The 14317-nt window shown below is 46.6% G+C and carries 9 protein-coding genes; 2 read left to right on the top strand and 7 right to left on the bottom strand.

Annotated features, from left to right (window positions below):
• Positions 1-31: 31 nt before the first annotated feature.
• The 4 genes from DW896_RS13960 to DW896_RS13940 form a co-directional block, all read right to left on the bottom strand.
• Complete coding sequence (locus DW896_RS13960; RefSeq protein ID WP_165859042.1) at positions 32-1567, bottom strand: hypothetical protein; 1536 nt, start codon at positions 1565-1567, stop codon at positions 32-34.
• A 283-nt stretch (positions 1568-1850) separates the two neighbouring features.
• The gene (gene folB / locus DW896_RS13950; protein WP_009037931.1) at positions 1851-2216 is read right to left on the bottom strand and encodes a dihydroneopterin aldolase; all 366 of its coding nucleotides are present in this window, start codon (positions 2214-2216) and stop codon (positions 1851-1853) included.
• A 274-nt stretch (positions 2217-2490) separates the two neighbouring features.
• Positions 2491-5184, bottom strand: a complete 2694-nt coding sequence (locus DW896_RS13945) for a 4-alpha-glucanotransferase (RefSeq protein ID WP_119993353.1) — start codon at positions 5182-5184, stop codon at positions 2491-2493.
• A 131-nt stretch (positions 5185-5315) separates the two neighbouring features.
• Positions 5316-7853, bottom strand: a complete 2538-nt coding sequence (locus DW896_RS13940) for an adenosylcobalamin-dependent ribonucleoside-diphosphate reductase (protein WP_005827290.1) — start codon at positions 7851-7853, stop codon at positions 5316-5318.
• Between the two features lie 417 nt (positions 7854-8270).
• On the opposite strand from DW896_RS13940, the gene DW896_RS13935 reads away from it, so the two are divergent.
• Positions 8271-9005, top strand: coding sequence for an NADPH-dependent oxidoreductase (locus DW896_RS13935; RefSeq protein ID WP_044468986.1), 735 nt, complete (start codon positions 8271-8273; stop codon positions 9003-9005).
• Between the two features lie 99 nt (positions 9006-9104).
• Here the strand turns inward: DW896_RS13935 and dnaA are convergent, their stop codons facing one another.
• From dnaA to DW896_RS13920, 3 genes are all read right to left on the bottom strand, one after another.
• Positions 9105-10490 (bottom strand): chromosomal replication initiator protein DnaA, encoded by a 1386-nt coding sequence (gene dnaA / locus DW896_RS13930; protein WP_005827286.1) that lies wholly within the window; start codon positions 10488-10490, stop codon positions 9105-9107.
• A 351-nt stretch (positions 10491-10841) separates the two neighbouring features.
• A complete protein-coding gene (locus tag DW896_RS13925) occupies positions 10842-11735 on the bottom strand; it encodes an MlaD family protein (RefSeq protein WP_005827282.1) in 894 nt (297 codons plus the stop codon).
• Positions 11736-11748: 13 nt separating this feature from the next.
• On the bottom strand, positions 11749-12984 hold the full coding sequence (locus DW896_RS13920) for an N-acetylmuramoyl-L-alanine amidase (protein ID WP_009037934.1): 1236 nt from the start codon (positions 12982-12984) through the stop codon (positions 11749-11751).
• 200 nt (positions 12985-13184) lie between these two features.
• Here DW896_RS13920 and DW896_RS13915 point away from each other — a divergent pair, with 200 nt between their 5' ends.
• On the top strand, positions 13185-14141 hold the full coding sequence (locus tag DW896_RS13915) for a transporter (protein ID WP_117689164.1): 957 nt from the start codon (positions 13185-13187) through the stop codon (positions 14139-14141).
• The last annotated feature ends 176 nt before the right edge of the window (positions 14142-14317 follow it).

Here is a 14317-nt window from a genome sequence, read left to right as displayed (position 1 = left end):
ATAACTGAATCCCGTTTCTATTTACACAAAATTATGGATACTGCCCAATATAAATATCCAATACGGTTTCCTTTAGTTTTTTCAGTTCTGCATCTGTCAGTACACTTCGTTCTTTTTTACTTGACACGTTTTGTTTGGAGAGTTTTATTATCTTCTTGTATATGTCGCTTTGTTTGAACAGCCAGTTGCGCAAAGCCAGTTTTTCTTCTTTCAGTTTCTTTATTTGGTTTTCCTGCTCTTGTATTTCTTGATTGTTTTTTTCTTTTTCTTGTATTAATGTAGAATGCTCCCTCTGCAATAGAACTACAATGCGGTGACTCTCTTCGATGGTGGTTTCCAAAGAAGTGAGCTTTTCTTGGGCTTGTTTCAGGTTTTGCTCATTGATGAGTTGCAGCCTTTTTCTTTTGTTTATGCGATGTTGATAGAAGAGGGCAATGAGGAAGCAGCAGAATGTGAAACATGCGATCGCTGTCCTTAGTTTTTTTTGTCCTTTAAACTGTTCTTCCTTTACTTTTGTTTGGGAGTCATACTTATGGATAAGTTGCTGTATCTTATTGGATTGCTCGGTGAAATATATTGAGTCAATGATGTCTACAAACTGATATAGTAATTCTGTGGTTGCTTGATAATCCCCTTGCTCTTCTTTTATATAAGATAAGTTTAATAGAGCATTTGCCCGTCCTTTTATATTTGTGCTATCTTCTATTTTTTTGTTTATATAATATATGGCAGAATCTCTTTCTTCTTTATCCAAGAATATATTGCCAATATTGGCGTGATAATCACTTCTATTTTTGTTTCCGGGAAGCCATTGTAAGGACATTCGCACATAATATAAGGCTGTATCATTCGCTTCTTTACTGGAATATTCTACACTGAGATTAAGGGCTGTTGTTGCAATCATGGCAGAATCTTTCGATATTTGGGCGTATTCCAAAGCCTTACATTGAAGTATAAGTGCAGAGTCTTCTTTTTCTGTTACAGCATAAAAAGAGGCAAGGCTGTTCAATGCTATCGACTTGTCTTTATCCGTGGTGCAACATTTGTAAAGTTCTTGATACGCCTTTCCTGCTTTCTCGTACAGCCGTGCATCAAAGTATTCGTTTCCCAATGAGCTGAATAGATATTTTCTGGTTTCAATCTCTTGGGGGAATTTCTTTATGATTTCCAGTCCTTCTAGCAAGAAGCCGATGGCCCGTTCGCTTTGTTCCATTTCCACTTCCAGTCTTCCTTTATAGAGAAGTGCCACGGCTCGTTCGCGCTCGTCATCGTCATAATAATCCAGTGCCACGTCCAGTAGCGAGTCGCAGGGTAGCAGAGGTTTTTCGCATTTGTCTGTGGCTTGTGCCAGCAGCAGGGCGTATCGGGCAGACTCCCGACGTGTAAGTTCGGTGGTTGCAGGCAGTGCCTCCAGCAGTCGCAGAGCACTGTCCGGATTTGCTGTCAGCAATGAGTCGGCGTTGTTCAATAAAGCTTCTGCCCGTCCGTCCGTCCGGTGGCAAGCGGCCGGTAGCAGGAAGAGAGCGACGATGGGGAGTAATGCCAGTCGTTGTATAGCGTTTCTCATTGACTTTTTGTTGATGATGGGGCAAAGGTACGGAATATTGGTATCAATGGTCGTATTCTACGGCAGAAAAGTTGCTGCATGCTCACTGCAGAACTTCTGTATACATTTTGCAGTGCTACTGCATATCTGTTGCAGCGTCACTGCAAAGCTATTGCAGTACTACTGCAAATATATGTGCAGTGTTACTGCAAACCGTTTGCAGCGCCACTGCAAAAAGCATGCAGTGTCTTTGCAGTGGGAAGTGTCTGTGTATCAATAGTGAATGGGGTGATTCGGCAATCTGTCATTCTCCGCGGCGTTGGCATATTTCCACTCCTGCAGCCTCTATATCCGCGCCCATCGGTGGATTGCGCTTTGCCAGCTTGAGGGTTATTTCCTCTATCTGTGGGAAGTCGCGGAACAATCGGTTTATAATTCGCCCGCATACATGTTCCAATAGTTTGGAAGGAATGTCCATCTCTGCCTTCACAGCTGTATGTACATCGGCATAGCTCACGGTGTCGGCTACGTCGTCCGTTTCTGCCGCACGCCGGATATCAACTTGCAGGCGCAGGCTGACGGTAAACTCATTGCCTACCACGGTTTCTTGTTCGCCCACGCCGTGATGGGCGAAGAAGCGAAGCGTGTCAAGGAAAATATAACTGGTCATTACTTGTAGATTGTTTTCTGCAAACTTACTGATATTTTGTGGTACGGGCAAATCAGTATCCGGTTATTACGATTCAGGCTGTGGATTGTATTCTGTAAAATATAAAAATAGCGCGAAATTGTTTTTTATAGAATACAATTATGTGAGGGTCGGAATGAACTTATCGAATTATTTTAGGCACGGAATTATACGGGTTATCACGGTTACTTTCAATATTATCCGTGATTGTCCATGTAATCCGTGCCTAAAATAACCCTTTGTTAAGAATCCTTTCTTATCTTCCGGTGCTTTCTATCATGCTCCTTATTTTCTCGTTCAGGCTTTCTGCCTTCATCAGTTGTTCCAGTGTCAGGTGCATGCGCCAGCGCCAGTAGTGCCGCGGGTTGGCAGGAATATTGATGCGTTCTTCCTGCACGTTCGGGTTGCGCCATTTGCCGTCTATGGACATCCAGTCTTGCAGGGAGAGGATGCAGAGGATGGAGTTGCTATGGAGGTGATTGCGAACCACTTCTTCGCAGAGCTCCGGCGTGGCCGTTGCCGGTGCGGCACCGTAGTGCCCGAGCATGGTGTTGTAGTAACGCTGCGTCTGTTGGAAGTCTTCTTCCCACCAGCCGCGCAGGGTAGACATGTCGTGCGTGGAGATGGTGCAGACCGAACGGTATGGATACCAGTCTGTGTGGCCGAATTCTTGTTTCGGGTCTTTCGGCATACGTTGTATCTCCAGGGAAAGGATACGCAGGTCGTTCATCACCCATGCCACGCAATCGGGAATCATGCCTAAGTCCTCACCGCATACCAGCATGCGCGTGGACTGTGTCAGTTGCGGCAGTTTCTTCATGGCTTGCTGTCCCCAGAAGTCGTTGTGGCGGTGATAGTAGTACTGGTCATACAGCCGGTTGAAGGCAGCCTTTTCCCAATCGTTCAGTGCGCGGTAGATGTAGTCGTGCTGCACGCCGATGCGCGGATGGTATTCGTGCGGATTGTTGCGGTCGGGCACGAACAGCACATCGCTGATAAGGGCGTAAAGCCCGTCACGAATCCAGATGCTGTCATCGTCCGTTTTTCCGGCAAAGTAGGCTTCCACCTTGCGCTGGGTGTCGAACTCGGGACGCATGCGGTAAACCTCCCACGTGTCTGTCGGCTCTATGAAGGTCTGTTTCACATAGTCTGTATGCGGGCCGAAGATTTGTCCGAGGAAGTACTCATGGATATAGGGCTTTAGGAAGAAGTCTTCGCGGAATGCCAGCCCGTAGCTTTCTATCTCCTCGCGCGTCATGGGCAGGGCGGGGACGAATTGTCCCAACAGCCCGTGTACGGCGTGCATCGGTATCTCCCAAATGCGGAAGAAGCCGAGGATGTGGTCTATGCGGTAGGCATCGAAGTATTCTGCCATTTTGTGGAAACGTTTCATCCACCAGGCATAACCGTCTTTTTCCATGACATCCCAGTTGTAGGTGGGGAGGCCCCAGTTCTGTCCGTTCACGGAGAAGTCGTCGGGCGGTGCACCGGCTTGTCCGTTCAGGTTGAAGTAGTGGGACTCTTTCCAGGCTTCCACACTGTTGCGGCTGATGCCGATGGGAATGTCGCCTTTCAGCACTACGCCGTTGGCGCGCGCATGCTCCGTGGCGGCAAACAGTTGCCGGTGCAGGTTGAACTGGATGTAATAATAGATGGCTATGTGCGGATAGTCGGCGGAGTCCGGCCGGCACAATGTCTCTATCTCCTTGGCATCGTAGGTGGCATACTTGGGCCACTCGCGGAAATTCGGGGTCTTGTAGGCATCACGCAGGTAGCTGAAGACGGCATATGGCTGCAACCATTCCTTGTTGGCTTCGTAGAAATTACGGAAAGCATCCGATGCCAGCACCTTTTCCCCTTCCTGCTTGAAGATGAGGTGGAAGTATTCCCACTTTGTCTTGTTCACAGCTTCGTAGTCCACGGCGGGCAGGGCATTCAGTTCCTTCTGGCGTTTGTTGAATTCGGCCATCACCTTCTTGTCCTTCAAGCTGCCCAACTGCTTCAGGTCGGCGTACATGGGATGGAAGGCATAGATGGAGATGCTACTGTAAGGGTAGGAGTCTGTCCAGGTATGCGTCATGGTAGTGTCGTTGATGGGCAGAATCTGCACCGCCTTCTGATTGGTGGCAACTGCCCAGTCAATCATGCGCTTCAAGTCGCCGAAATCGCCTACACCGAAGCTTTTCTCGGAGCGCAGGGAGAATACGGGTACGGCTACTCCGGAACCTTTCCATGCAGGAAGATTGAAGTATACATAACGGTCGCCGACAGCCAGCGTTTCGTTGGCGGCTATCTGCGGGTCGGCCATATAGCGGTTGGGATTGTTCTCCCAGGCCACGGCACGGCGCTCTTTCTTGTTGTAAAGGACGAATTTATACTCCAGCGGGAAGCTGATTTTGCCGGCATCCACTTCTACCTGCCATTCGGGGAAGTCGATGTCGCTCATAAGGGCAGCTTTGTCCGGGTTCCAGTCACCCAGCGCCTTCTGGTTTCCGCAGAGTGCCAGGCAATGGTCACTGTCTATGCAGGGGGCGTACGCCTTTATCAGCAACCCCTTTTTGTAGCTTTTCGGGGCGGCACTGCGTTCGCGATGCGCCAGCAGGGATTCTGTGAAAGCGGATGTATAAAAATACTGCTGCTCGGGCAGATTCTTCCAACAATCTTCTATGCGGTAAACTTTCTTCGGATTGTCTGCAACGTGCAGGATGCGTGGCAGGCTGTTCCACTCTGTCCGTATGGTTCTGCCATCTCGATAGATGTGGTAACTGTATTCGACGCTTCCATTACCGGGAATCTGGATATCCACTTCCGCGGTCCAGTGAATGCCGTCTACAGTGTGCAGGGGGGTGGCTTTGTCGGGCTGGTTGTTGCCAAGTTCCGGGATGGAACCCAGGACTCTGACTTCTTCACCCCAGCTGGTACGATACTCGATATTGAATATTAGTGTCATATTATATTAGATTTAGAAGTAGCAATAGCTGCAATGATTATGCAAGTATAGAAATTATTCCTCATAATCATGCAGCTACCGTTATCTAAGTCATTTAAATTCCTATGCAAACGTTTGTGCTTGCCGTGGGATTATCCACAGCGGGAAGCTCCGCACGTCTTGCAGATGAGGCAACCTTCTTGGTAAACCAGTGTTTCGTTACCGCAGTTGGGGCATTTCTTGCCTTTGGCTTCCGTGCCGTCCTGGATGTATTTCTTCAGGGCGCGTTCCACACCGTTCTTCCAGGTGTTGATGTTTTCGCTGTCCAGTTGCAGTGAACCTACCAGCTTGATGACCTGCTCGATAGGCATGCGGTAGCGCAATACACCGGAAATCAGCTTGGCATAGTTCCAATACTCTTTGTTGAACTTCTCAGACAGACCCTCGATGGTGACTTTGTATCCGCGCTTGTTCTCGAACTGGAAGTCGTAACGCTTGTTTCCGTGCTCATCCACATTCTTGATGATGTGGCCCGACACCACATTCTTCGGCAGGATGATGCCTTCATCATCATCCAGCACACCGGTGAATATTTCGTAGGGATGATTGTCCAGCAAGCCGACGAATGCCACCCATTTCTCCTTGTTGTTCTGGAAGCGGACAACGTCTGCATCCAATATTCTGGGACGTGTTTCAACGACTGTAGGCGGTTTGCACGGGGGAAGCTCGGACTTCTTGTCGCTCTTGGTAGAGATGAGCACGCCGGAACGCGAACCGTCGCGGTAAACCGTACAGCCCTTGCAGCCGGATTTCCATGCTTCTACATACAGACGGTTCACGAGGTCTTCGTCTACGTCGTTCGGCAGGTTGATGGTTACGCTGATAGAGTGATCCACCCATTTTTGGATACGTCCCTGCATCTTGACTTTCATCAGCCAGTCCACGTCGTTGGAGGTTGCTTTATAATAAGGTGATTTCTCTACCAGGGCATCCACTTCTTCCTGCGTGTAGCGTTTGGCGGGGTTGTATCCTTGTGCTTCCATCCAAGTCACGAATTTGGGGTGGAACACGATATATTCTTCAAAGGCATCTCCGGTTTCGTCGATGAAGTCCACATGGACGTTCGTATCGTTGGGATTCACTTTGCGGCGGCGCTTGTACACGGGCAGGAATACGGGCTCGATACCGGAGGTGGTTTGAGTCATCAGGCTGGTGGTGCCGGTCGGGGCGATGGTCAGACAGGCAATGTTGCGGCGTCCGTACTTCTTCATCTCCTCGTACATTTCCGGGTCAGCTTCACGCAGGCGGTTGATGAACGGGTTGTTCTTTTCGCGTTCTGTATCGTACACCTCGAATGCGCCGCGTTCTTTGGCCATTTCTATGGAGGAGCGATAGGCGTTGAGTGCCACCGTCTTGTGTACTTGCTCCGAGAATTCGGTTGCCTCTTCAGTGCCATAACGCAATCCCAGGGCGGCAAGCATGTCGCCTTCTGCCGTGATGCCTACACCGGTACGGCGGCCTTGGGCGCTTTTCTTGTAAATCTTCTGCCACAAAACGCGTTCTGTATGTTTCACGTCTTCACTTTCGGGGTCGGCATCTATCTTGCTCATGATGCGCTCTATCTTCTCCAGTTCAAGGTCGATGATATCGTCCATGATGCGTTGGGCCAAAGCTACATGCTTCTTGAATAGCTCAAAGTCAAAGTAGGCGTCCGGCTTGAACGGATTGACCACGTATGAGTAAAGGTTGATGGCGAGCAGACGGCAGGAGTCGTACGGGCACAGTGGAATTTCGCCGCATGGATTGGTGGATACGGTACGGTAGCCCAGGTCTGCATAGCAGTCGGGCACGGATTCCTTTAATATGGTATCCCAGAACAACACACCGGGTTCTGCCGATTTCCATGCATTGTGCACAATCTTTTTCCATAATGCGGATGCGTCAATGTCTTTTTGAAATGCCGGCTCTGTGGCGTCAATCGGATATTGCTGTGTATATGGTTTGCCTTCGATGGCGGCCTGCATGAAGTCGTCGGTCAGTTTTACGGAAACGTTGGCTCCGGTCACTTTGCCCTCAGTCATCTTGGCATCGATGAAGGCTTCCGAGTCGGGGTGTTTGATGGATACGCTGAGCATCAGTGCGCCGCGGCGTCCATCTTGAGCTACTTCGCGTGTAGAGTTTGAATAGCGTTCCATGAAGGGAACCAAGCCGGTGGAGGTCAGTGCCGAGTTCTTTACCGGTGAACCTTTCGGACGGATATGGGATAAGTCGTGTCCCACGCCGCCACGGCGTTTCATCAGCTGTACTTGTTCTTCGTCTATCTTGAAGATGGCACCATAAGAATCCGCTTCGCCGTCCACACCGATAACAAAGCAGTTGGACAGAGAGGCTACCTGATAGTTGTTTCCGATTCCGGTCATCGGGCTTCCTTGCGGAACAATGTACTTGAAGTGGTCGAGTAAGCCGAAAAGTTCCTCTGAACTTAATGGATTGGGGTACTTGGCCTCAATGCGGGCTACCTCATTGGCTATTCGCCAATGCATGTCTTCCGGAGACTTTTCGTAAATATTTCCGAAAGAATCTTTGACTGCATATTTGTTTACCCAAACTCTGGCAGCCAACTCGTCGCCTTGGAAGTATTTTAAAGATTCTCCGTAGGCTTCGTCATAAGAATAATTTTTCTTTTCCACAATGTTGTATCTCTTAGGATTAGTTACAAATAAGTAAAGTTGTAGAAGTTGTACTTATCGTTAACAAATGCATTTGCAAAGCTATGAATGTTTTTCAACTTGGCAAAATTAAAATGAATGTTTTTATCAACCGATGTATAGTTTTCTATTGATTGCTATTAATTTATTGGTTTATAATGTTTTAATGATTTGAGTAAACGAATAAGTTTTCCAAAATGGAATTTATTAACAACTTGTTGGGCTGAAAGGTTCTCGGTTTAGTCGAACATAAGGTTACTTTTATCTGCTCGTAGAGATAATAATTGTTCATTTCTTGTTGAAAAGATGTATTTTATTCCGGATATATGATGATAAAAAAAGTGTGAACTCTTGAATGAATTGTTCGTGGATTACATTATCTTTGCAAAAAAAGAAAGAATGGAAAGCTTGAAACAAAGGAGAACAATCCGAAAATACCAGCAGAAGGATATTTCTGCTGATTTGTTAAATGATTTGCTTGAAACCTCTTTCCGGGCTTCTACAGTCGGGAACATGCAGGTTTATAGTGTGATTGTGACGCGTGATGCAGAGCGTAAAGCCAAACTGGCGCCTGCACATTTCAATCAGCCGATGGTTCGGACGGCGCCGGTAGTGCTTACTTTCTGCATAGATTTGCGCCGCTTCAGCAAGTGGTGTGAGCAACGTAAGGCTGAGCCGGGATACAACAACTTTGAGTGGTTTGTGACGGGGGCTGTCGATACCTTGCTGGTGGCACAGACTTTTTGTGTGGCTGCCGAGGAGAAGGGGTTGGGCATTTGCTATCTGGGAACTACCACTTACAACCCTCAGATGATTGTCGAAGCGTTGGAGTTACCGGAATTGGTGTTTCCCATCACGACAGTCACAGTGGGATGGCCTGCCGAACAGCCGGAACAAGTGGACCGTTTGCCGCTGGAGGCCATTGTACACGAAGAGGTTTATCATGATTATACTCCTCAGGACATTGACCGGTTGTATGCCTATAAAGAATCGCTTCCTGAGAACAAGCAGTTCATCTTGGAGAACAATAAGGAAACGCTGGCGCAGGTCTTTACAGATGTGCGTTATACGAAGAAAGACAGTGAGGCAATGTCGGAGAATCTTTGGAAGATAATGAAAAAGCAGGGATTTTGAAAATTAAGGATTAGGGATAAGGGATAAGGGATAAGGGATAAGGGATAAGGGGTTAAGCTAATGCATACTTAGCTGCATTTAATCCCTTATCCTTTATTCTTATCCTTTTTTCAGTGCGGCTTGAATCTCGTCGATTTCCGCACGGAATGATTTGTCCACCTCTTTCAGTTCTTTGATGGTTTTACATGCATGCAATACGGTGGCATGGTCTTTATGTCCAATTAGCGCACCGATTTTTGCAGTAGAGAAGTCTGTATGGTTTTTGGCTAAATACATGGCTATTTGTCGTGCTTGCACCACTTCCCGCTTTCTGGATTTTGTGTGGATGGTGGCAGTTTCCAATCCGAAGTGCTTGCATACGGTGTTGATGATTTCATCGACAGTCACTGCCTTGCTTTCGCTGTTCACTACCTTGCGGACGATACGTTGCGTCAGTTCCAGGTCTATTTCTTTATTGTATATGGTGGAATGCGCCATAATGGAAATGACGATGCCCTCCAGGTCACGTACACTGTCGCCCACGTTCTCTGCAATATAGTCAATCACTTCCTGGGGGAACTGCAGGCCGTCACGGTGTATCTTGTTGCGCAGAATGTTCTTGCGGAGTTCTACGGTAGGTTTCTCCAGCTCAGCCACCATTCCCCATTTAAAACGTGTAATCAGACGCTCTTCCATGCCCTGCAGCAATACCGGTGCACGGTCGGAAGTGAGGATGAGCTGCTTGCCGTTCTGATGCAGATGGTTGAAGATATGGAAGAATGTATTCTGCGTTTTGGTCACGCCGGCAAATTCCTGAATATCATCAATGATTAGAATATCAATGGTCTGGTAGAAGTTGATGAAGTCGTTAGTCGTATTGTTACGTACGGAATCGGTGTATTGCACTTGGAATAGGTGTGCAGATACATACAATACCCTTTTCTCCGGGTATAGTTCCTTGATTTTGGTTCCGATAGCATTGGCAAGATGGGTTTTGCCTACACCTGATGCTCCGTATAGGAACAGCGGATTGAAGATTGTTTTAGCCGGATTGAGAGCGACAGCTTCTGCAACGCTGCGCGACAGCTTGTTGCTGTAACCTTCGATGAAGGTTTCAAAGTTGTATTCTGGATTAAGGTGCGGGTCAAGTTCGGGGACGGGAATCTGCGGAATCCTTTTGTCCATCACTTGTTTTTGCGGTATGATGGTACGCTGTGTAGACTCCAGGTCGACGGTTTTCCGCGAGCTCTTGTCCACCATTACGTTATACATCAATTTAGTTCCCTCACCAATGACCTTATAGAGAGTCTTGCGCAACAAATCAACAAATTTGTCCTCCAAAAACTCATAGAAGAACTGGCTGGGCACTTGTACGACCAGCGTTTTGTCTTCATATTTTAAAGGTATGATGGGAAGAAACCATGTTTTGTATGTCTGCTCCGGAACATTGTCTCTGATGATTTCAAGACAGCGGTTCCACAGCCCGACATGATCTATTTCACTCATAACGGCTATAAATACATTTATTAATTAAGCATAACTTCTACGATTGCAAAATTGGCAATCTTATTCGAGAAAAACAAATCCTTTTTTTCTTGCGTTTTTAGGGAAAGTAATAAGCTCTTTACTTTCAGCTACTTATCGGTTACTATGAGTATACTCCTTATATAAGGTGTGTTGCATTTATCTAATACTTTGTCATATAGTGGTTTATGTAGCTTTGCGTCTCTTGTTTTCTTTCTGTGCCCAGAGCAGGAAAAAGCCCTTTTTCGCTCCTTGTATAGAGCAAATGAGGGCTTTCCTTTTAATTCCTTTATAGACTTGTTATTTAGACAAAATCTATATAACGTCCATCTTTTACTTATCTTTCTTGCCGAATAGGGAGAAATGGACGTATCGTTTCGGATGCGATTTCAAGTCTTCCAATAAACTTGCTGCGTTGGCAGTGGTGGCGTTCAGATTATTATATAGAGAAGGGTCGTTTAGCAAAAGTCCGACGGTATTGTCTTTCTGGTTCAATTTGTCTGTAATCATTTTTACATTGTTCAAAGTTGCGTCTACCTTTTGCATGGCGGCAGCATAATCTATCTCCTTTAAGTTGTTGGAAATGAGTGCAAAGTTGTCTCCAATGGTATTGAGCTTGCCGGTCAGTTGTGGAATATCATCCTTCATTAGAGTTTGCAACTGGCGGCTTGTGACGGCCATACTTGCTGTTAAATCTTGTACGTTATGCAAGGTTGCAGGGATGGCGGGGTCGGCCAGTATGACATTTAAGGATGCGAGGATGGAATCCAGCTTGGGCAGCATCTTCTCTACTTGCGGCATCATGGTGGCAACTTTTTCCATCATTCCGTTGTTCAGCACGCCGGGGATTGTGTCTCCAATCTGGTATTTCTCCCGTGGGTTATTGGCAAGCAGCAGGTTCATCTTTACGCCGCCAAGCATTTCGGCTGCCAGTTCTGCCGTACTTCCTTTGGGAATGCGTAGCTCTGGGTCAACATCTATTTCGGCAACGACTTTGCCCGGTTGGGTATAGTCGTAGTACAAGTCGCGGACAATACCCACGCGGAAGCCGTCGGCAAAGACCGGGCTGGATTTTGTCAGTCCATTGACATTCTGGAATTTCACGTAGAAATAGCTGGAGGGCTTGAACATATTTATCCCTTTCAGGTAGTTGATGCCGTATACCAATATGCAAAGTGCAGCTATGCCTGCTATTCCTATTCTAACTTCTTTTGTAATATACTTCATGATGTATCTTTTGTTATTTATTTCTGTTCTTTTTAAATTCGCTGATGGCTGTGTTGACGTTTATCTTTTCTCCATTCTTGAACGCAATGATGAATGCGTCCTTGAATTTGTCCGTAATGCTACGTTTGCTGCGCAGCACCTTGTTGTAATCGGGTGATGCGCCGTACGTATATTTGTAGATTCCGCCTTCTTTATAATAATCCACGTCTTTCACTCCTTTCAGTCTTTTGTCATTCTTGGCCAGAGGACGTGAAGAAGTGAGTATCTGTATCTTAAACACGATGCCGCTCTGTTCTGTTTGGGAAACGGCTGCATTTTCTGACCTTTGCGGGCGTTGGGCAGCTTGGTTACTCTCCGCTTGAGGTGCATTTTTCTTTTCCGGTGTCGCTGTAGCTGCGTTGCCTTCTTCTTGAACGGGCTCGGGTACATCCTCCGGAAGAATGGTATTGCTGCTTCCGTTCAACCGGATTTCCTGCTCGCGCTTATAGGTGAGGAAAGCGCGGAAGATACCGTTGGCAAGTGAGGTGGTTCCTGCTTCAGTGTTCAGGTACCGTTCCTCTTCCGGTGTGGAGATGAATCCGAGTTCCACCAGTATGCTTGGCATGGCACTGGCCTTCAATACCAGAAAACCTGCCTGGTGCACGCCCCGATCTGTACGTTTGCAGGTTTGGCGGAAATGCTTTTGTACGAGGGAGGCGAGGTGCACACTCTGTGACATGTATTTGTCTTGCATGAATTCGAAGATGATGTAGGACTCTGCCGAGTTGGGATTGAAGCCGGCATACCGCGTCTTGTAGTCGCTTTCGTAGAGGATAACGGCATTTTCGCGCTTGGCTACTTCCAGATTGGCATCCGATTTTGCCAGACCCAGTGTCCAGGTGGAGGCTCCTTTGGCCGTCCGGTTTTTGGCCAGGGCATTGGTATGTATGGAGATGAACAAATCAGCTTTGGCGTTATTGGCAATTTCAGCGCGCCGGTCCAAGGGGATGAATATGTCCCGGTCCCGCGTATAGATAACTTTTACATCAGGGCAGTTCTTCTTGATTTGTTTGCCAAGTTTGAGTGCTACATTCAGGTTGATATTCTTCTCTTTGGAAATTTTTCCCACTGCACCCGGGTCGTGTCCACCGTGTCCGGGGTCTATAACGACAACAAAGTCTTTCGCTTCAGCGCTGCCACTGCAAAAGGGGGAGATAAGCAGCCCTAAGCATATACTTATATATAATATGTATCGTCTGTATAGTTTCATATAATTGTAGCAAAGACAATGCTTCCTTTTCGCTTGGCAAATGTAGTGGAAATTTATAGAAAACTAATGGATTATGTTCAGTTTTATTGTTCTTCTTCTCATTTTTAGTGTAATTAATGTCTGTGTTTGAGTAATTAGTGGCTCAATGTATTGATAATATGCGTAACTTTGCGGCAGATAATTAAAATAGCAAATCAAGTATGCTGGTTCGTTTTATAAAGAACTGGACGTTGCCTTTGGCAATGCTTGCCGGTACTTTGGGATATTTCTTTTTTGCAGACATTCCTTTTGTGGCGCCTGCCAAACCTTATGTGAATGTGTTAGTGGCTTTCCTGACTCCACTTTTGATTTTTTCCCAACTTCTGCTCACTTTCTGTAAGGTGGAGGTGCATGAACTGAAACCCAAATCGTGGCATGGATGGTTACTGCTGTTCCAGACGGTTTCTTGCTTGATTGTTGCGGTATTGTTGGTGTGTTGTCCTATGGAGGAGGTCTACCGGGAAGTGTTTGAAGGTGCGATGGTCTGTCTCATTTGTCCCACTGCAACCGCTGCGGCTGTCATTACCGGTAAACTGGGTGGAAGCGCATCCAGCCTGACGACCTATACGTTGTTGTCCAATCTTCTGGCGGCTGTGGCTGTTCCTTTGGTTTTCCCGTTGGTGGAGCCTCATGCTGACATTACTTTTTTTGTTGCATTCCTGAAAATTCTGAGTAAAGTCTTTCCATTGCTGCTTTGTCCTTTCTTGCTGGCATGGTTTCTGCGTGCGTTTGTGCCGAAGGTGCATCATTTTCTGTTGGGTTTCCATGATGCAGCCTTCTATTTGTGGGCGGTAGCTCTTGCCATTGTCTCAGGGCAGACGGTACGTTCATTGGTCAATAGTGATGCACCGGTATTTGTTGAACTGCTGATAGCCCTGGCGGGACTGATAACCTGCTGTATACAATTCTATTTGGGAAAGAGAATCGGCGGTCATTATGGTGAGCGCATCAGTGGAGGGCAGGCGCTGGGGCAAAAGAATACGGTGCTTGCCATCTGGATGGCATATACTTATCTTAATCCGTTATCTTCCGTCGGTCCGGGATCGTATGTGCTGTGGCAGAACATCATCAACAGCTGTCAGTTGTGGAAAAAGAGAAAAAATGAGATAAAATATTAAATATAAGATATTGATATTTAGTATTTTATATTTGTTGAATGTAATTTCCTTTATTTTCCTTATTTTCTTGTTTAGTCTAATAAATGCCTTTATTTTGTTACTATTTTGTTACCTGTATTCATTGAAGTAACAAAACAAATCGCTATATTTGTATCGGTAACAAAATAAGAACATAA

Source organism: Bacteroides sp. AM41-16 (assembly GCF_003603495.1).
GTDB classification, from domain to species: Bacteria; Bacteroidota; Bacteroidia; order Bacteroidales; family Bacteroidaceae; genus Bacteroides; species Bacteroides uniformis.
Note: the sequence above shows the minus strand (reverse complement) of the source record. Positions and strands in the feature narration are given on the sequence as shown.

What these genes read in the sequence shown, in the direction of transcription:
- DW896_RS13960 (WP_165859042.1), bottom strand. Translation starts at nt 1,567, where the DNA reads ATGAGAAACGCTATACAACGACTGGCATTACTCCCCATCGTCGCTCTC.
- folB (WP_009037931.1), bottom strand. Translation starts at nt 2,216, where the DNA reads ATGACCAGTTATATTTTCCTTGACACGCTTCGCTTCTTCGCCCATCAC.
- DW896_RS13945 (WP_119993353.1), bottom strand. Translation starts at nt 5,184, where the DNA reads ATGACACTAATATTCAATATCGAGTATCGTACCAGCTGGGGTGAAGAA.
- DW896_RS13935 (WP_044468986.1), top strand. Translation starts at nt 8,271, where the DNA reads ATGGAAAGCTTGAAACAAAGGAGAACAATCCGAAAATACCAGCAGAAG.
- dnaA (WP_005827286.1), bottom strand. Translation starts at nt 10,490, where the DNA reads ATGAGTGAAATAGATCATGTCGGGCTGTGGAACCGCTGTCTTGAAATC.
- DW896_RS13925 (WP_005827282.1), bottom strand. Translation starts at nt 11,735, where the DNA reads ATGAAGTATATTACAAAAGAAGTTAGAATAGGAATAGCAGGCATAGCT.
- DW896_RS13920 (WP_009037934.1), bottom strand. Translation starts at nt 12,984, where the DNA reads ATGAAACTATACAGACGATACATATTATATATAAGTATATGCTTAGGG.
- DW896_RS13915 (WP_117689164.1), top strand. Translation starts at nt 13,185, where the DNA reads ATGCTGGTTCGTTTTATAAAGAACTGGACGTTGCCTTTGGCAATGCTT.